The 19758-nt window shown below is 47.0% G+C and carries 16 protein-coding genes; all 16 read right to left on the bottom strand.

The features are described from left to right. Positions 1–72: 72 nt before the first annotated feature. Positions 73–1239, bottom strand: coding sequence for a DegT/DnrJ/EryC1/StrS family aminotransferase (locus DESOR_RS25625; RefSeq protein ID WP_014187505.1), 1167 nt, complete (start codon positions 1237–1239; stop codon positions 73–75). Between the two features lie 25 nt (positions 1240–1264). Beyond that, positions 1265–2476, bottom strand: a complete 1212-nt coding sequence (locus DESOR_RS25630) for a glycosyltransferase family 4 protein (protein ID WP_014187506.1) — start codon at positions 2474–2476, stop codon at positions 1265–1267. Between the two features lie 34 nt (positions 2477–2510). Then, positions 2511–3515, bottom strand: a complete 1005-nt coding sequence (locus DESOR_RS25635) for a lipid II:glycine glycyltransferase FemX (RefSeq protein WP_014187507.1) — start codon at positions 3513–3515, stop codon at positions 2511–2513. A gap of 24 nt (positions 3516–3539) precedes the next feature. After that, on the bottom strand, positions 3540–4865 hold the full coding sequence (locus tag DESOR_RS25640) for an O-antigen ligase family protein (RefSeq protein ID WP_014187508.1): 1326 nt from the start codon (positions 4863–4865) through the stop codon (positions 3540–3542). Positions 4866–4867: 2 nt separating this feature from the next. Then, positions 4868–6562 carry a polysaccharide deacetylase family protein gene (locus tag DESOR_RS25645; protein ID WP_014187509.1) on the bottom strand — a complete coding sequence of 565 codons (1695 nt, stop codon included), beginning with the start codon at positions 6560–6562 and terminating at the stop codon, positions 4868–4870. A 5-nt stretch (positions 6563–6567) separates the two neighbouring features. Next, positions 6568–7629 carry a non-hydrolyzing UDP-N-acetylglucosamine 2-epimerase gene (wecB, locus tag DESOR_RS25650; RefSeq protein WP_014187510.1) on the bottom strand — a complete coding sequence of 354 codons (1062 nt, stop codon included), beginning with the start codon at positions 7627–7629 and terminating at the stop codon, positions 6568–6570. Positions 7630–7802: 173 nt separating this feature from the next. Then, the gene (locus DESOR_RS29550) at positions 7803–7982 is read right to left on the bottom strand and encodes a hypothetical protein (protein WP_158309072.1); all 180 of its coding nucleotides are present in this window, start codon (positions 7980–7982) and stop codon (positions 7803–7805) included. Positions 7983–8070: 88 nt separating this feature from the next. Then, entirely contained in the window at positions 8071–9501 is a 1431-nt protein-coding gene (locus DESOR_RS25655; RefSeq protein ID WP_014187511.1) for a flippase, read from the bottom strand. 14 nt (positions 9502–9515) lie between these two features. Next, positions 9516–10718 carry a glycosyltransferase gene (locus DESOR_RS25660; protein WP_014187512.1) on the bottom strand — a complete coding sequence of 401 codons (1203 nt, stop codon included), beginning with the start codon at positions 10716–10718 and terminating at the stop codon, positions 9516–9518. A gap of 2 nt (positions 10719–10720) precedes the next feature. After that, positions 10721–11851 (bottom strand): glycosyltransferase family 4 protein, encoded by a 1131-nt coding sequence (locus DESOR_RS25665; protein WP_014187513.1) that lies wholly within the window; start codon positions 11849–11851, stop codon positions 10721–10723. Continuing rightward, entirely contained in the window at positions 11848–13185 is a 1338-nt protein-coding gene (locus DESOR_RS25670) for an O-antigen ligase family protein (protein WP_014187514.1), read from the bottom strand. The genes DESOR_RS25665 and DESOR_RS25670 overlap by 4 nt, the downstream gene beginning before the upstream one ends. Positions 13186–13208: 23 nt before the next feature. Next, positions 13209–14300 (bottom strand): DegT/DnrJ/EryC1/StrS family aminotransferase, encoded by a 1092-nt coding sequence (locus DESOR_RS25675; RefSeq protein WP_014187515.1) that lies wholly within the window; start codon positions 14298–14300, stop codon positions 13209–13211. A 70-nt stretch (positions 14301–14370) separates the two neighbouring features. Beyond that, entirely contained in the window at positions 14371–15216 is an 846-nt protein-coding gene (locus DESOR_RS25680; protein ID WP_014187516.1) for an N-acetyltransferase, read from the bottom strand. Between the two features lie 44 nt (positions 15217–15260). Beyond that, positions 15261–16307 carry a Gfo/Idh/MocA family protein gene (locus DESOR_RS25685; protein ID WP_014187517.1) on the bottom strand — a complete coding sequence of 349 codons (1047 nt, stop codon included), beginning with the start codon at positions 16305–16307 and terminating at the stop codon, positions 15261–15263. A 156-nt stretch (positions 16308–16463) separates the two neighbouring features. Beyond that, a complete protein-coding gene (locus DESOR_RS25690; RefSeq protein WP_014187518.1) occupies positions 16464–17819 on the bottom strand; it encodes a nucleotide sugar dehydrogenase in 1356 nt (451 codons plus the stop codon). A 17-nt stretch (positions 17820–17836) separates the two neighbouring features. After that, positions 17837–19711, bottom strand: coding sequence for a polysaccharide biosynthesis protein (locus DESOR_RS25695; protein ID WP_014187519.1), 1875 nt, complete (start codon positions 19709–19711; stop codon positions 17837–17839). Positions 19712–19758: the final 47 nt, after the last annotated feature.

The raw sequence follows: 19758 nt of genomic DNA on the forward strand, positions 1-19758 counted from the left end.
CTTTCTCGCCTATAAAAGGTTTCACATCGTTCAACGCTGACCGTTACAGCCATAAGATGGATCTGCCGGATGTTACTTGCGATTATTTTCCACCACTCGCTTCACAGCTTCCACCACGTCCCGGGTATCTTGCCAGCTCATTTTAGGATAGAGTGGCAAGGAAATAATCCGTTCAAAGGTGCTCTCCGCTGCGGGGAAGTCCCCGGGTTTATAGCCAAAGGTATCCCTGTAATAAGGGTGCATGTGCAGAGGGATAAAATGAACACTCGTCCCGATATTTTCTGCTTTAAGTTCTTCAATAAACCGATTGCGGTCAATGGATAGTTTATCCAAATTCAGTTTAATTATATACAAATGCCAGGCATGCCGGGCATACTCCAGCTCTACCGGCACTTCCAGTTCCGGCATAGACCCGAACTCAGCATTATAATAATCCACGATATCCCGGCGTATTCCCTGCATCCGTTCCAGTTTGGCCAATTGAGAAAGCCCCAGGCCGGCCATAATGTCCGACATGTTGTCCTTATAGCCCGGTTCAAGGATTTCGTAATACCAGGAACCGGCTTGAGCATAACGGTTCCAGGCATTCCGGCTCATACCGTGAGAGCTCAGAACCCGAACCTTATTATACACCTCTTCGTCATTGGTTGTCAGCATTCCGCCTTCACCGGTCACCAGGTTCTTCGTGGCATAGAAGGAAAATGCCGTGGCATCCCCCAGGGAGCCGATCATTTGTCCCTTGTACTTTGTATAGACTGCGTGGGCGGCATCCTCCAGAACAAAAAGCCCGTGTTTCTCGGCGATGGCCCGGATTTCGTCCAGCGGGCAAGGATGTCCCGCAACATGAACAGGGATAATCCCCTTGGTTCGGGAGGTAATCTTGGCTTCGATCTTCTGAGGGTCCATGTTCATGGTCAAGGGATCTATATCTACTAAAACAGGCTTAGCCCCCGCGTGAATGATCACATTAGCTGAGGAAGCGAAGGTCATGGGTGTGGTTATAACTTCGTCTCCCGCTCCGATACCGGCTGCCAAAAGCCCCAGGTGCAAGGCGGCGGTACAAGAGTTTAAAGCAACGGCGTACTTGGCTCCCACATACTCGGCAAACTGCTTCTCGAATTCCATGGTTTTAGGACCTTTGGCAATCCACCCTGATTTTAAACTGTCAACTACCCCAGCAATATCGTCCTCTTCAATTAAAGGAAGGGCATAGGGCAAAAATTCTTGACGTGTACTCATCACTATTCCACCTTCTTAATGAATATCAGATCCCCAGCTCTTTAAGCCAACCTTGGATTATTTGCGACCAGGTATAGTGGGCTTGAACAAACTCCCGCCCTTTTCTGCCCATCTCACGCCGATCAACGAAGTCTTTTAATTCCCTGATCCCCCGGGCCAGTTCCAGACTGTCCTCAGGCGCTACTACAATCCCCCCGCCCGATGTCAGAACTAACTCTGCAGCTTCTCCTTCCCCCGAATAAATCACCGGGACTGCCGAGCCGAGAGCCGGGAACATCTTGGATGGCCTGGCACCTTCAAAGAGTTTATTCTTCTTTAAGGGAACGATACTTGCCGAGGATAGAGAGAAATATCTGGGCATTTCCTGAACCGGCTGAAAATCGACGAAGGTTACATTCTTTAAGCCTTTTTCTTTGACCAAGGCTTCCAGCATGGGTTTTTCAGTGCCATCCCCTACAAACAAAAACCGGATATCCTGCTGATCTTTCATCAGCTCAGCAGTCTCAATCACCGATTCCAAGCCCTGAGCATAACCCATTGTCCCTGCATAAATTAACACAAAATCGTCCTTTTGAAAACCCAGCCTCTGAGCTAATTTCTCGTCACGCTCCCGGGGTTCAAAAAGGTCAAGATTCACGCCATTCGGCAAAAAAGTAACTTTATCTTTGGGTACGCCCCGCTGCAATAAGGAGTCACGGATCCCTTCCGTTTGGGTGGAGATTTTCCATGATTTCCTGTAAAGAAGCTTTTCCAGAGCCTCTGCCGCCTTAATCATCCATTGACTGTTGACCAGTCCCAATGCCACGGCAGATTCCGGCCAGAGATCAGAAATGTTCATAATAATCCGGGTTCGAGTCAGCCAGCCATAGATCAAGGCCGTGATCCCCAAAAAGAGTGGCGGTGACTCAAAAAACAGGATATCTTGTTTTCCGGCTTTGCTTAAACCCCAAAAGGATGAAAAGACAAAGGAAAAATAATTAAGCAAACGTTTCCAGAACCGCCCCCGCTGTACGGGATATATCCAGGTTCGCCAAACAGGAATCCCATCAACCTCATCCTGCAGCCGCCAATACCCCCGGTAGTCCGGAGGAATAACGCCGCTGGGGTGATTGGGAAAAGCTGTGACCACTGTTACCTGATGCCCGTTACGCTGCAGCCCCTTAGCCACTTCCTTAAGCCGGACTTGTGCTGCTCCGGATTCAGGGGGGAAGTATTGTGTCAACATCAATATGCGCAAGCAAACCGCCGCTCCTTCAAAAAACTGCCCTTAGTTATGAGCGTTTTAGTAATTTCTTAATGGTTTCACTGTGTTTTGCATAGACCTTTCGTCCCACCCGGGCTGCCATCGTCCGGTTGCGGTAAGCATAAAGGTACTTTCGCTCTGTACTGCCAAAACTCTTTTTAAACTTGGCAATACTGGGAATATTGGCCCCAACCATATCATAAAGCTCAATTCCCATGGCCTGGGCGCGTTTTAAATACTCCCACTGAATGAGATTATTCGGTACCACTTTATTGTACTCTCGATCGGAAACCCCATCCAGGTAATAGCCCACATTCCGATCTCGAGGAAAAATCATTCCTGCTATTGTTTTTCCGTCATATTGAGCCGTCAGAACAATCAGATCTCCTTTAGGATAAAGGTTCTGCCAGAGAGCGGCAAAATATTCCCGTTTGAAAGGGGGCTCTTTATCCTGACGACGGTAAACCCCGCAGGAGAGTTCGTAATAGGGTTCCAGCCACTCCTCCAAGGTCTGAGGTTCCACTACTTTGACTCCGGATTTCTCAGCTTTGCGAACGGCATTCCGGCAGCGGACTTCCAGGCCGGACCAAAGATCCGCCTCATCCTTGGGAATAGGCAAGTCCAAGGTCAGAAGTTCTTCAACAGTATACCCCATTTTCTCCAGACCATCTTTTCCTGAGACATCCGTCAAACCGAGTTCCAGGTAATCGATATGTTTTTCAGATGCATACACCTCAAGGGCCGACAAGAATTCAGGCATTGGCACATCTCCTAAAGGACCGCTGTGAGGCGTCGCAGAACCGGAAAGAGGACTTCCTGCTAATTTCAACAGACTCATCTTCCGTTCTGCCAGGGGCAGCAAGCCTTTGAGGACTCCTGCTTCATCAAAGATCCCCAACCGCTCAACCTGCAGGCCAAAGCCTGCGGAGATGATATCCTGCCATTCCCAACGGTGAAAGAGGGAGCCCAGTGGGATCGTCTTCTGGAAACTTTCCCAGACTTGCCGCTCTATTGATTTCAGTATTAGACCCATGGATTTATACACTCCTTAACAAACCTAGGCATTTCTTTCATTCCCTTGACTTAATAAGTGTACCATCATTCCCATACTTAGCCAAACAGCGGGATCTTCAAAAAAACGGGCTTCTGCTTGGGAACTGATGAAAACCGTCATAATCCATAAGAAATACCCGACACCTAAGCAATATCCTCTGAGTTTCTCTTGCTGACGGGCCAATTTGCGCAAACTATGAAGTGCCCTCATAATAGCAAGCCAAACCCAGGCCAGAGCTGCCAGTCCCAATAAGCCTAATTCTGCGGCGATGGTCAAAATCGTTGTATGAGAAAGGGTGGCTCCTTCGGCATCAGGAATGACCGTTTTATATTGAATATATTGAGTCTCAAACATCTTCCGAAATCCGCCCAGGCCCACCCCCAAAAGGGGATGATCTTTAAACATTGCCCAGGCGGCTTTCCATAGGTAGAGACGCTGGGCATCGAGAGCTCCCAAGCCTTCCCGAAAGGTCAGCAGCCTCTGCCAAATAGTGGGTCTCATGGCGACAATAACTGCCCCAATGAGTCCCAGAAAGCCAATGGGCTGAAGAATTGGTTTGCGGGGAATCAGAAAAACCATCAGAACCAAAATGATGGCCAGCGTCAGCATCCCGCTGCGAGATAAGGTAATGGCTAACCCTCCCATTAAGCACAGGAGGCAAGCTATGTACACCGCCCGCTTCCAAGCTTTCTCAGTGAAATATTGAATTAGCAAATTAGCGACGATAGCTAAGACCAGATAGCGGGCAAAAATATTCGGATCCACAAACGTGGCATTTACACGAGCGAGCATTCCTTCAGCCAAGTACCCCCGCCAGATAAAATTACGGGTTGCACCTTCATACAAAGCCAAAGGAACCAAGGCTATGCCAACCCAGTGGACCACCTGCATAGGTAAAAAATCATGCTTCTTCTCAGCCAAAAGGACTGTTCCTAAATAAAGCAGAAACAGGGTTAAAAGGCGAATGACTTCTAGGACTGTTTTTCCTCTGCCAACGGAATAAATCAGGCTGAATCCGCCCACAGCTATGTAAATCATCAGCGCCCGGGTGAGATAGTGGTTCATTATGCCCCAAAGCCTGCAGCGTGTTTCCGGTTCTTTCCACAACCGGACTGCAGCCGCTGCGATAATACCAACTGTAAATATCCGGGCCAGGCTCCCCAACTGAGAGCCAAGCAAACCCTCTTGAGGCAGCCACTCAATGGAGATTTCCAAGGCAATCCCGCCTGCCAGGATGGAAATAAGAAGACTGGGCTTCTTTACGCCCAGGTAAGCTGTTGCACCAATACAAACAAGAAAAATAAGCCACTTTATAAGGGTGAGTTCCATCGTTACCCCTCCCCTTCCACATCAAGTTCTATTAAAGCCTGAGCAGGAAAATCCACGTAACCGTCTCCTGCCGCATAAGACACTGAAGCCCTGCGGATCCTTTTGGGGTCCAGGTACAGACGAATCCGAACAGGCGGGATATCCTTGGACTTCCCCTCTGCCGGGGATTCCTGGCCCTGGCTTACCTGCCTGCAGCGAATCTGCCAGTGAGATCCTTCTATGGTCAGTGCCGCCTCACATTGACGCCTTTCCTTAAACCAGCTAAGAACATCTCTGGGAATCGCTATCCAGGCACCGTCCTCATTTCCCTGGGCAATCAGGCGTTCGTAGACCTCCCCCCAAAAGCGCGGCGCCGTGAAGCTTTGATTATGCCAGAGCAAGCTGACAACCCCTCCCAAGCGTTTAGCCCAGTCGAGAATGGGCTTAGCCCTAAGAAAAGCCTCTTTCCGGTTTAAGTCGAGATGCTCTTCCCCTAAAAGGGCGCCGTCCTGAATATGGAGAGGCAGCTCCCAAAGGTTACGGCAATTCAACGGATGGTAGGGCTGAAGGGTCCCTGCTCGAAAACCAACCACTTCATTAAAGCCAAAGGTTGAATCATATTCAAAACCGCCACTTTCTAAACTCTGAAAAGAATCCGGAGATTGAAAATAAAGCCAGTGCATCCGCACTCCAATCTTTGCCTGCTCTGTTAGATTAGCTACCCTCAGGTATTCTTCCCTAGCTGACCGGCTGTCATGCCAGGCATCAATACCATGTACTCCGGCTTCCCAGCCGTCATCTTCCAAACCCTTGAGCAGCTCCTTGAAATTCACCACATCATAGAAGGACGCCCTGTTGGCCGGAGCCGGAGCCAAAGTCTGGACCTGAGTCCGGACCCTGTCTGAATCCTTTTGCAAAGCTTCCGGCAAAATTCCAGGTCTTTTGGGAAAAGGCATAAAGTAAAGACTTGAGCGCACGCCCAGCCGTTTTTCAAGTTTAAGCAGCTCCGGGAGTGCTCTCTTCCAGACATCGGAACCTAAGCCTGCCTTGGCAGCCCAGGTCCTGACCATTTCCCATAAGGTTCGGTAGAACTCTGAGGTCCGAACCTTGCCGGCTCGCCACCTCTTCCAATTTAAAACAGAACTCCTATAGAAATAGCCTAAGAAGGTTCGGGCAATGGGCATTTCCGTCAGGCTCAGGATATCTATATCATGAGTCAAGATCATAGCATAGGAATGTCCCCAAGGGATAGGAGGCAATTCCAGGTAATTTATGACTTCCCGGCGCAGCACCTCTCGGATTTCCTCAATCATCAAGTCCAGAGCAGGCTCATAGACCTGTTTTTCCGTATATTCCCGACCGCTCATAAGCAAACGGCCGGCTTCTTCTCCCAGCTTAAAGGAGAAGTTATGCAGGCGCAGACCCGAGGTTTCCCCTCTAACCGGTCCACAGACCAAGATCAAGGGTTTAATCTGACTTTGCCCGGCATGGTTCGAGAAAAATGAACTTAAGGGTGTAAGGGAAATTCCATCTACTACTATAGCCTGGAAAGCGGCGAATATCTGATTATCTCCGCCGGTATCACCAATACCATCCACAGCAAAAGGAACCCCTAAAAGACCGGCTATCTCACGATAAACCGGTTTTAGGGATTCTGAAACGTAAAACCCTACTTGTCTTGACATTGTATTCCCTTTAACAGTCTGTGCTTCTGCCATGAAGCTCAACCTCTTTTCTCCATATGAGCCACAATTTCTTCACTGGCTCGTCCGTTTCCATAGAGATTATCTTGATAGGGCGGCAATGATTTGCCGCGATAGCACCTGACCGCTGAGATAATCTCCTCCATCTTGGCACCGGCAAGAGTGTTCCAGCCGGTTTGAACCGTTTCTACCCATTCCGTTTCATCCCTTAATGTCACACAGGGCACCTGCCAAAGATAAGCTTCTTTCTGTACCCCCCCTGAGTCGGTGAGAATCAGTTCGGCCTCTTTTTCTAAGAGGATCATCTCCAGATAGCCTACAGGTTCAATCACTTCCACATTATCCGGTATAGTTAAGTGATAATCTTGGAGAAGTTTCTTAGTTCGGGGATGGAGGGGGAGCACAATCTTGCCCTCTATTTGAGCAAAGGCCTTAAGAATCCCCTCAAGGCGCTGGGGGTTGTCTGTATTTTCTGCTCTGTGAACTGTGGCAAGGAGATAGGATTTTTGCAGATATTTAGGAGCAGAGGGCTGACGATCTTCTGCTCTGCGGGCATGGTAGAAAAGGGCATCAGCCATAACATCCCCGGTCCGAACTACCCCGCGGGTCAATCCCTCTAAACTAAGATTTTTAACAGCTTGATCCGAAGGGCAGAATAAGAGTTCAGAAACATGGTCCGTCAATACACGATTGACCTCTTCAGGCATTTGCCGGTTATAGCTGCGCAGACCTGCCTCAACATGGGCAATGGGAATGTGAAGTTTAGCTGCTGCCAAGGCTCCTGCTAAGGTAGAATTGGTGTCCCCATAAACAAGAACCCAATCCGGTTTTTCCTTAAGGAGTATCTCTTCTACCCCCTTCAGCATTTCCCCCGTTTGCGCACCATGCTGCTTGGAACCGACTCCTAAGAAATAATGGGGCTTAGGGATACCCAACTCTTCGAAAAACACGTCGGACATCTGATAATCATAATGCTGTCCGGTGTGAACTAATAACTCCTCGTGGCTTTTCCTCAGCTCTTCGGAAAGGGGTGCGGCTTTAATAAATTGGGGCCTGGCTCCCAGAACCGTTATTATTTTCATGCTGTTTGCTCCTCATCGAAAAATTCACATCTATTTTCAAATTTTGCTTCATAATTCCCCTAAAACCAAAGACCCGAAAGGCAGGGCAGATTCGTCCACAGGAGCGAACCCATTGCATGGAGAGGCGATAAAGCCCACAAGCGGTTGCGGGGATTGCGAAGCCATGGTTAACATCAGGTACTACCCAGAGGTTTGGCACGAAAGTGTCCAGTGGACATTTTCGCCGAAGCGGCTATCTCCAAAGAATACTTACCCGCTGAAGGAAGCTCCCGCAGCTGCGAGTGGGCGAGCCTCGGAATGCTGCGGCGAGCGGATGTGGCGAAACTGCCCGACCCGGACACGGCCCTTTTCATCACCTGATTGTACTGAGACAGTGGCATGGGGGTCTAATTTAAAAATCCGTAGACCCGAAAGGCGGCTTCTCGCATTGGAAATGAACATTCAGCTCCGGGATCTTAGCCGGCTTGTAAGCTGGCGAAGAATATACCCTCCAATTCGCTGAAAGTCATTATCCAGTCCAATGAGGATGATTAAGTATACCGCCCCCGCCAGGGACGCTGAAATCAAGGGGTGCAGACCGCGAAACAAGTGAGCAATCAGGCCCATGATAAATGAGGCCAAAATAATGACCGGAAGCTGACGCCAGACCTGAACCTTATAGACATAACGCCGCACCACCCAATAAAATGCTATAAACACATATAACTCTGTGATCAAAGTTGCAACACTCGCTCCATAAATTCCATAGCGAGGAATCGCATATAAATTGATACCTATATTTAAAAGAGCGGCACCTCCCTGAATCTTGGCACGGGTCCACTGCCGGTCTGTGGTTGTCAATACATCTCCTAAGGAAAAGCTTAAACACTCAAAGGCAAAAAACCAGCTCAAAAGCATTAAAATCGGAATGGAAGCCGGAAAACGCCCGTTATAAAGCCAGGTCAAAAGGGGATCTGCCAAAACAAAAATCAAGACACTCCCGGGAATTCCCACCGCACTCAGAACTTTGAAAATTTTTTCAATGGTTCCCCGGTGTTTCTCCTTACTTTCTACTCCCAGCTGAAATAAAATCGGATAAATAACACTTGTCAGTATCCCAGGGATAAATAAAAGCACGGCGATTAAACGATAAGCTGCCGAATACACCCCTACCTCAATTGGGGGCTTCATTAAAGAAAGCATGAACATGTCAATTTGAAAATAGACAAACAAAAAGATAACGGCCATTCCATAGGGCAGCCCTTGCCTGAGCATCCCCAGCAAACGGGAAAGATCAAACTCCAAACGCAGCTGGCGGCGCAAGTGGGCATAGAGGCTTAAGGATATAAGAACTGCCGTTACAAGCTGGGCAGCCGTAATCATGACCACCGTACCTTGAGTCAGTACCACTAAAATAGTTAGTGCTCCAATTAAAAACGTCGACAAAAACTGATATATGGCAGCAACATACATTTGCTGTTTAGCCTGAAAATAATTATAAACGCTTGCATCCAGGGCATTCAGGGCGCTGGCCAGCCCTAAAACCATGACCATACTCCGGATTGACTGATTATAGCCTGCCGGAAACATTAGCCCCAGCATAAGCAAATACAAGGCTAGAGAAGTAAGCACTTTAAACAAAAGAGTATTTCCCAGAAAGAGGGGCAGAACTTTTTCATCCCGGGAGCCTTCTTGAACCATATAGTTGCTCAAACCGAAATCCGCAAAAAGAATAAATGTGCTGACAAAGGCCAAGGCAGAGCTATATTCTCCATATATTTCAGGTCCCAGGTAACGTGTAACCGCTATTCCCACCACAGCTGTAATGACTTTGGAAAGCACGCTGGCTACACTTAAGGCAGCTGCATTCTTAAGGACTAAACGAAGTTCCACTGGGGTTCTCCCTTCTATTGAGCAATAATCTCCTCATAAACCTCAAGAGTTTTCTGAGCATTATAATTCCAGGTAAATTGACGGTTCACCAAGTCTCTTCCTCTTATCCCCATAGCTGATGCCTGCTCTTTGTTCTTAAGCAAATCCAGAATGGCCTCAGTCAGGGCCAAAGGATCTTTAGGCGTAACAGCAATGCCGACTTGGATTTGAGTGAGAATCTCTGAAATCCCTTCACCAACAGTACCTATAATAGGTTTGCCATGAGCCATAGCTTCTAAATAGACAACTCCGAAAGCTTCATTCCAACTTGGCAAAACAAAAATTTCACACTCAGCCATTTCCTGCATTGCTTCAGGATGGGGCAAACTTCCCAGAAAAACCACATGATATTCCAACCCCAATTCCCGGCACAGTCCTTCCAGCTTAGCCCGTTCAGACCCATCCCCCACAACCCGGTATTCCAGGTCGGGAAATTCTCGGATCAGAGCCGGAAGAGCTTTCAAAACAATCTCATGACCTTTATCCGGCCGTAAAAATCCCACTGAGAGCAGGCGGCGCCGGGAGGGCTTTGCGCCAGCATCTTTTACAGAAGGATTTGACGGTTGGACAACCTTAGGGAAATCCACGCCGTTATAAATAATTCTATATTTCTCAAGACGGTCAGCCCAAGTTTCCAGACCATACCGGTTCTTGAGTTTTTCGCTAACCAGGATCACTCCTGCAGCATCCTTAAGGGTCATTTTAACACTTTCAGCACAGGTTTTACTGCGCTGCAAGGTATAGGCAAAATCTTGGCCATGAATTGTCACTACCACAGGAATATGATACTTGCGTCCGAATCTCAATGCAGCCGCTCCGTCAGGATGGGCAACATGAGCGTGGATGACATCCACCCCTCGGGATATTTGTTCACTAAAAACTTGTTCAATTCCCCAAGCATAGGTTTGGGGATAATATTCAAAAAACAGGGATCCTGGCAACTCTAAGACCCGAGGATGGTAGACAGGAAACCCATCGGGCTGTTCATGGAAGGGTACGGTTGGGTAGCCGCCCCACTTGCCCCGGCCGGCCATAAAACCGGGCACCCATGGTACCGGTGCAACTACGGTCACTTCTGCTCCCAGCTGCTGCAGGGCTTGAGCCTGCTGCCGGACAAAAATTCCGCCTAACGGGCTGACTGCATTGGGGTACATATGAGAAAGTATCAAAACTCGCATTCTTACCGATCCTTCTTTGTTAGGATTCGCTCATAAAGCGACAAAAGTTTGTTTTGTTCTTTTTCCCAAGTATACTCTCGATGAAAAGCCTCCCAGCCATTATGTCCGTATTTTAACCCTTTATTGGGGTCCTCTAATAATGAACATACTGCACGGGCAAGACTTTCCGGATCTCCCGGTTCGGTCAGCAAGCCGCATTGATTTTGCTGCACAATCTCTTCAATATAGCCAAAGCGCGAGCCAACGACAGGAAGTCCTGCCGCCATGTATTCTAAAAGTTTCACAGGAATGGCCTTTTGATAATTCAAGGTTGGCAGTAATGGCACCAGGGCGATAGAACTCCCAGCTAAAATACTGGGTACCTGCTCATAAGGAACTTTCCCCCTTAAGTGTACATTGCCCTGTTCCAGCCAGGGTTTCAGGTCAGCAAACTCCGGACCTAAATCTCCTGTTTCTGCAGGACCGACAAGTTCACAAATGGCCTCCGGATATCGCTGCCTGACTAAGGGCATGGCGCGAAGAATTACTTCCAGGCCCCGTTCCCGATTAATTCCTCCTAAATAGAGAATCACAGGTGGTTTTAGACTATCCGGACGGGGAAACTCAAATTGACGTTTAAGGGGATAATTGTGGAGGATCTCCCCTTCAGAATTTTTCCGTTTAAATAGTTCAGCCATATGACTGTTCACGGTAATAATCCCGGCAAAGGATTGAGCCGACCATTTCTCGAAACGATCCACCGTTTTTGCTACGATTTTGCGCAAAGGCTTGGGCAGCCAATAACGGGTAAGCAAACTATCCCCATAGTATTCGTGGACATCATAGACAACGGGTTTGTGATGCCTGCGGCTTAGCAATAACCCCACGGGCAGCAAATCCGGGTCATGAAAGTGATAAATATCGGCATTTTCCTGAAGGGCTTCCTTATAGATGGCTTTCAGACGCCAAATTCGATCCAGGCGAGAGGAAAGAGGATCCACAGCCCGAATTCTAATGCCTTGCTTTTCTTCCGATTGCTGATGTGGTGCTACTATAACCACTTCATAACCGGCTTCGGCAAGACTATTGGCCTCTTTATGAAAAATGCGCTCATCAAAGGGCGAATGTGCAGTGGTTAAGATACAGGCTTTCAATCGTTTTCCCCTTCTGTTCTGTAAATTATGCCCATATAAAGAGCAATCAGGGTCATCAGCTGAAGATTGTAGAACGCACCGGCTGTAATATTATAGACCATTATGGCCAGGGTAGCCGCTACAAAGGCTATAGACAGCAGCGTCTTGTCCTCTCGCATCCCCGGTTCTGAGGCATAGGAATTAAAGAACCTGCTCTTACGAAGAGCCCCTTTAACCGGACGAATGAATAACCAAAGATAGAAAGCTAAGCCGACCACTCCATAGCGGCGAGTTATTAAGGCATATTCGTCGTCCACAGTAGTATCCATAGTATCTTTAGCTGTCCCCCAGCCAAGCACCGGGGATTGTTTTATGAATTCAAAAGCACTGCCCATGCGCATAAAGTGTCCTTGGGCAGAAGTACTCTCTTCCAGATTCGTCGCTTCATTCATCCGGCTGACAAAATCACGGGGGGAAGTAAAAAACAAGGCGAGAGTCAGGAGAAACAATGCCCCTATTTTTAAGATAATTTGTTTCTTCCAATAAACTTTAAAAAATCCCCAAACACTTAAAAACACCAATACTGTTGCTGTTGCTAAGAGGGCTGTTCTCGAAATCGTCAAGAAGGTCTGTTTCATAGTCAGCCCAACCATGACAAAGAGAACCAAGGTTTGTGCCCGGTCATTCTTGCGGAAATAAAACCAAGTCACGAACAAGGTCATAATCATAACCGATGCGATACCCATGACATTGGGATTATCAAAGGTTCCCAGCACCCGGGGGGGATTAGCATTAACCAGGTTATCCAAGTGGGATTGAGCTAAAATAGGAGTCAGCCATTGGTTCATATAGGCCAAATTTAGGAATTGACCCCAAGAGAGTACCATCATCACCCCTAAGCCGATGAAAAAGGCCAGGCACAAAGTTTGAAACTCACCATAGTGCAGATCCAGGGAAATGGCCAAGGTAATGGCTAAATAATATTTGGCTAATGTCACCAGTTCCATAACATCTCGAAACCCTACAGAGCCGTCCAGAAAAAGGATGGCAAAAATATTGGATACGATAATTGAAACAAGAAAAAGGAGGAACACTTTGGTGACCGCTCTTAAAGCTCTTCCTTCGCTCTCCTGAAGATACCTGGGTGCATAGTCTGCATAAGAGCGGAAACGCCGGGTTATATAGAGAAGCACATTGATGCCAAATGCTCCAAAAATCAGAGCATCATCCAAGCGGACACGAGGAAGACTGGGATGGATCTCTATGGAAGGCAACAGCATGGCAGATAACAAAATACTACAAATGAGAAGCAACTTATTATTGTTATTACTAGTAACCCCTGTATTCCAGAGCATTTTTCTCCTCCTTGTCTGTCTGTCTAGCCTTTAATTAAGGCTGCGATCTCATGTTGCTGTTCGATGCCTAATTCCGGATAACAAGGTATGGCCAGAGCTTGTTCACAGGCCTTTTCTGCTACAGGGAAGTCACCTGCTTTATAGCCGAGGGAACGAAATGCTCTTTGCAAATGAAGGGGTACGGGATAATAGATAGCATTGGCCACACCGCCTGCTTTCAGTTTCTCCATCAAAGCGTTCCGTTCTTCTGTGCGAAGTACATATAAATGATAGATTGGCGTTGCCAAGGGGTCTCGGCCCGGGAGCTGAATCTTCGTACCGGCAAGGAGCTGATCATAGATTTTAGCCTTTTCCCGGCGTCCTTCATTCCATTGGTCGAGATATTTGAGCTTAACCCGCAGAATAGCTGCTTGCATCTCGTCAAGCCGGCTGTTATAGCCGATTTTTTCATGATAATACTTTGTCTGACAGCCGTGGAAGCGCAGCATTCTAAGTTGAGAGGCCAGGTCTTTGTCATTTGTGACGATCATCCCGGCATCTCCATAAGCCCCTAAATTTTTAGTCGGGAAAAAGCTGAAGGCAGCAGCATGTCCGATGGAGCCGGCCTTTTTGCCCCGGTACTCTGCGCCAATGGCTTGAGCAGCATCTTCAATAACCTTTAGGTCATGGCGTGCCGCAATTTCCATGACCCTTTCAACATCTACCATCTGACCAAAAATATGTACAGGAATAATCGCTTTTGTCTGAGGGGTTATTTTCTTTTCTAACTCATTAAGATCCATGTTCAAGGTTACGGGATCAATATCCACAAATACGGGGGTAGCCCCTACCTGAGCAATTGTTTCAGCCGATGCAAAGAAAGTAAAGGGTGTGGTGATCACTTCATCCCCAGGGCCGATTCCAAAAGCCTTAAGTGTCAGGACTAAAGCATCTGTGCCGTTGCCGACTGCTACAGCCTCTTCGGTACCGCAATAAACGGCAATTTCTTTTTCCAAGGCTTTCATCTGGGGGCCTAAAATATAGACTGAGGAATCAAGCACATCAAAAATAGCTTGGTCTATTTCATCTTTTATAGTCAAATACTGAGCCTTCAAATCTAAAAGAGGAATGCCCATTATAATCTTCCCTTTCTCTTTAAAATTTAACACGCTTTAGACAGGGGGACGGTTCTCTTGTCTGCGCAAATCATAGCAGTTCCTCTTCCGGAACGTCTCGAATACTTTTTGCCGGGAACCCTTTAACAACTTGTTTTTCCACAGTATCTTTTGTGACCAGTGCCCCTGCTGCTACAAATGTTTCAGGCGCTACTTTTACACCGGGCAGAAGAATCGAGCCTCCGCCCACACGGGCCCCTCTCTGGATGGTTGCCCCTTTGATTGCCTCAAAACGCTTTTCGGTGCGTCCCATGTAATTGTCATTGGTGGTTGTAACCATGGGCGCTATAAACACACGTTCTTCAATTTCCATATAAGCGGTAATATAGGATCCGGTCTGTATCTTGGTATATTCACCTATCTTAGTGTCATTTTCTACGACAACGCCACTGCCGATCACTACGTTTTGACCAATTGAACATCTTTCACGAACAACAGCTCCATCTCCAATAAAGGCCTTATCTGCGTAGGTTGTCCCAGCATAAAGAACAGCAGAGCATCCAATGGTGAAGCCGCTTCCCATGCGCAGAGGCGGCAGGTTGGCCTGATTTTTTACCGTACTGGTTGCAGAAGCTTTGGGTAATCGGCCAATAGAGGAATTGCTGCCGATAAACCCATCCTCACCCAGAATTGTTTGAGGATAAATTGTGGTATGATCCCCTATGCGAGTCCCGGAACCTATTTCTGCTCCTTGACCAACACTTACGTAGCTGCCGAGCTCACTTCCGTCTCCAACCCGTGCTCCATCGCCAAGGACACAGCCAACTCCTAATATAACATTTTCTCCAAGGACAACATTTTCACCAATAACACAAAAGGGTCCAATAGTTGCTGTTATGGGTATTGTAGCACTAGGTGCGATTAGATTATTAGTCATTATTTCACTCCTTCCCAATACCTGAGAGGATTCTGATTTACAACTTAACTTTCCTGTAACGGGAATACAACCGGTTCTTTTGTTTCCTGGCACTTATAGATCGCCAGAATAATTTCTAATGCTTTGCGTCCTTCTTCCCCGGGAATAGCGGTTTCTCTGTCTTCCCGAATCGCTTGAATCATATCAGAGATGATTTCACGATGCCCATAGCCATAGACATTGGGCGGATCCCCTGCCTGGCTGGCGAAGATCTGAGCTTTTTCTTCAACACTGTCCGGGAACTCCCAAACCTCAACACGATTAACTGCAATTCCTCCGACAATAACAGATCCGGTCTCACCAAATACATTGATGGTCTCTTCAATATTGGTAGGATAAATGGTTGAGGCTGCCTCAATAATGCCAATGGCACCGCTTTTAAACTTAATGACAGCTGCTCCCATATCTTCCATTTCAATTTTGCGCATAAAGGTCTCTGTGTATCCAAAAACTGACTCGACAGGTCCAAAGGTCCATTGCAAAAGGTCGATATTGTGTATGGACTGGTTCATAAGCACCCCGCCATCCTGGAGCTTTGTCCCGCGCCAAGGAGCCTGCTTGTAATAGTTGTCATTACGATTCCAGCGAACAGTAGCTTGCCCATGGGTCAGCTTGCCAAAACGGCCGTCTTCCAAAGCCTTTCTCATCAGTTTTATTGACTCATTAAAACGGTTTTGATGAATAACTCCTAATTTCACCCCTGCTTGGCGGCAGGCTGCAATCAAAGCATCCGCGGTTTTCAAGGTCATGGCCATGGGCTTTTCTACTAAGACATGCTTGCCTGCTTCAGCCGCTGCTATACCTATTTCTGCGTGAATGCCGCTGGGGGTGGCGATGGTAACAACATCAATATCCTGTCTTTTCAGCATTTCCTTATAATCTGTATAGGGTTCTGCTCCATATTTATCTGCAAAAGCCTGGGCCAATTCCGGTACGATATCACATACTGCCACTAAATCTGCCTCCGTAAGGGCGACAATGGATTCTGCATGTTTGGGTGCAATACGACCACAGCCAATAATAGCAAAGCGAATTTTAGTTTCTCCGTTCATCTTAATCAACCACTCTTTCTTAGTTTATCCTTCAAAGTAATACCGCTTGCAACCGACACTTAACTGCCCATCACTTTGCAGATTATACAGGTTTAAGGGGAATCAGCCGATTCCCCTTAAATTGGGCTTAGATGTATAATCGCCTTAACCCCTAAGTTAGATTTTAGCGATTTTTTCCCGGTTATGAATGACATTTTTGGTGGCATTACGAGTATCCACAACAAGCTTAGCCTGTTCTGCAACTCTTTCATAATCTATGGAGCTATGATCCGTTAAGATTAAAACACAATCCGCTGCAATTAAGGCCTCATCTGTAAAGGGCACGCTCTCAAGATGAAGTGTGCATCCCCCGTGGGGCTCAACAACGGGAATATGTGGATCATGATAAGTAATGTTAGCCCCTTGCTTACGCAAAAGTTCAATGATTTTAATAGCTGGGGATTCGCGCATATCATCAATGTCTTTTTTATAGGCTACCCCCAAAACAAAGATATTAGCATCTTTTAAACTTTTATTAACATCATTTAAGGCTCGGGTTATTTTATTGATGACATAATAAGATACCTCGACATTGATTTCTCCGGCAAGTTCAATGAAGCGGGTGTGAAAGTCATATTCCCGGGCCTTCCATGTGAGATAGAAAGGATCAATAGGAATACAATGTCCTCCCACTCCGGGGCCGGGATAAAAAGTATGAATTCCAAAGGGTTTTGTACCCGCGGCTTCGACAACTTCCCAAATATCGATTCCCATGCGGTCACAGAGCATCATCAATTCGTTAACCATAGCAATGTTAACGGCACGATAGGTATTTTCAAAGACCTTTGTCAGCTCAGCTGCAGCCGGCGAAGATACGGGAACCACATTGGATATGGTCTGAGTGTAAAGGGAATAAGCAATCTCTAAGCAGACGGGCGTCATTCCGCCTACTACTTTGGAGGTATTCTTCGTCGTAAAGCGTTTGTTGCCCGGGTCTACCCGTTCCGGCGAAAAGGCCAAAAAGAAATCCCTGCCCACTTTGAGCCCGGTTTTTTCCAATAAAGGAAGGATTACTTGTTCCGTAGTACCGGGGTAAGTCGTACTTTCTAAAGTAATAATCTGCCCGGGGCGCAGATACTTAGCAATCTCTTCCGTCGATGACTGAATGTAGGAAATATCAGGATCACGGGTTATTGTCAAAGGGGTGGGCACACAAATAATGACCACATCACATTCCGACAAGCGGGAGAAGTTTGTGGTTGCCGTTAATAAGCCCTTCCGGACAATCTCTTTCAGATCTTCATCTTTGACATCTCCGATATAATTATCTGCTTCGTTGACACGGCCGACGCGTACTGGGTTGATGTCAAACCCTATGACAGAGAAACCAACTTTCCCTTTTTCCACAGCTAAAGGGAGCCCCACATACCCTAAACCGATGACTCCGATTTTTGCTTCATGTTTTTCTATTTTGTCTTTAAGATTTTTAGCAATGCTATCTTCATCGGTTATTACCTTCTGGACTGTAAGCATCTTTCAATTAATCCTCCTTATTGGTTAACTACTGCCTTGGCCGTCTTCGTTCGGAAGGCCGGAATAACTGTCTGCAACAATTCAATGACTTCATCTCTTGTCAAAAAGCTGCCGCGTTCTCGGACAACATGGGTCAGCTCTTCAAGGAGCTTGACGTCAATACCATTGGGCTTGGCGACAAAGATTCTGCTGTGTTTGGTTGAGGTAACCCCCTCTTCCGCAGTCAGCAATTCTTCGAAAAGCTTTTCTCCAGGCCTGATCCCTGTGAATTGTATCTTAATATCGACATCAGGTTCGAAGCCTGAAAGCCTAATTAAGTCTTTAGCTAAATCAACAATCTTGACGGGTTTGCCCATGTCTAAGATGAAGATTTCCCCTCCATTGCCCATAGCCCCCGCTTGAATGACTAACTGGGAAGCTTCGGGAATAGTCATGAAATAGCGCACCATATCCGGATGAGTGACGGTAACCGGGCCGCCTTGAGCAATCTGCCGTTTAAAGGTTGGAATCACACTGCCCCGGCTCCCTAAAACATTACCAAAGCGAACAGCTACAAACTTCGTTTGTGAGCGTAGATCCAAGCTTTGAATGAGCATTTCTGCTGTCCGTTTCGTTGCCCCCATGACACTGGTGGGATTGACAGCCTTATCTGTCGAAATGGCAACAAACGTCTTCACTTTTACTTCATCCGCGGCTTCGGCAAGATTTTGCGTACCAACAACATTGTTTTTTAAAGCCTCTTCCGGATTTCGTTCCATAAGAGGTACATGTTTGTGTGCCGCAGCATGAAAGACGACGCCCGGCTTATACCTGTTAAAAATTAAGAAGACCTTCTCACGATCTTTAATATCTAAAATTTCAGTGATGTAGTCTATTCCCGGGTGCTCCCCACGGAGCTCTTGTTCAATATCGAAAATACTGTTTTCACCATGGCCCAGCAAGACCAGTTTCCCAGGATTAAAGCGGGCAATCTGGCGGCAGATTTCCGAACCTATGGAGCCGCCGGCTCCGGTGACCAACACCGTCTCCCCGGCAACATAGCCCGCGACTTCCTCAAGATCAACGGAAACCGGGTCCCGTCCCAGTAAATCTTCTACCTGAACCTCACGTATAGGAGTTACATTAATATCTCCGCTAATAATATCATAGACGCCCGGCATTATCTTTAGCTGAACTCCGGATTTTTCACAAATCTGTACTATTTCCCGGACAGATTCTCCTGAAGCAGACGGCATGGCAATGATGACTTCATTAATGTTATGTCCTTTAACAATACGCGCAATATCTTTGCGCGTACCTAAAACCGGGATTCCCAGTAAGTGCAGATTTTGCTTGGAATGATTGTCATCAATAAAACCCACTGGACGTCCGTCTCGATAATTTCTGTTTTTCAGTTCCCGTGCTGCCAATACCCCTGCATCGCCGGCACCGACAATAAGTACTTGTTTTTGCGAACCAGGTACATGACGGTCATAGGTATTCTCCTGTAAAATTCGCCAAATAAACCGGGAACCGCCGATTAAAAAGACCATGGCCAGCCAAAGAATGATGGCTGCAGTATGAGGCATCCTAATATAAGGAAGATTGGCTGCATTGGATAACCCATAAAAATAAACTGCAGCAACCGTTCCGCCTGTTCCAACGGATACAGCATAAATAATCGAAAGTAACTCCCCTGTACTTGCGTACTGCCAGAGACGATTATAAAGCCCGAATACATAAAAGACTGCCAGATATAAAATAGTCCCGCCGATGGCCGTTTGATAATAGGTCTGATAATAATCTAAGGGTATACCCTCTTCGAAGCGCAAATAAAAACTGCCGAAAGCTGCCAAGTTGATCAACATAGCATCAATCAGCATTAAAATCAACGTACGTTTCCGAAATAACAACGCAGCTCAACCCTTTCTTGGATAGGACCGATCTTAAGTTTATCAAG

Origin of the sequence: Desulfosporosinus orientis DSM 765, from assembly GCF_000235605.1 — a bacterium.
GTDB classification, from domain to species: domain Bacteria; phylum Bacillota; class Desulfitobacteriia; order Desulfitobacteriales; family Desulfitobacteriaceae; genus Desulfosporosinus; species Desulfosporosinus orientis.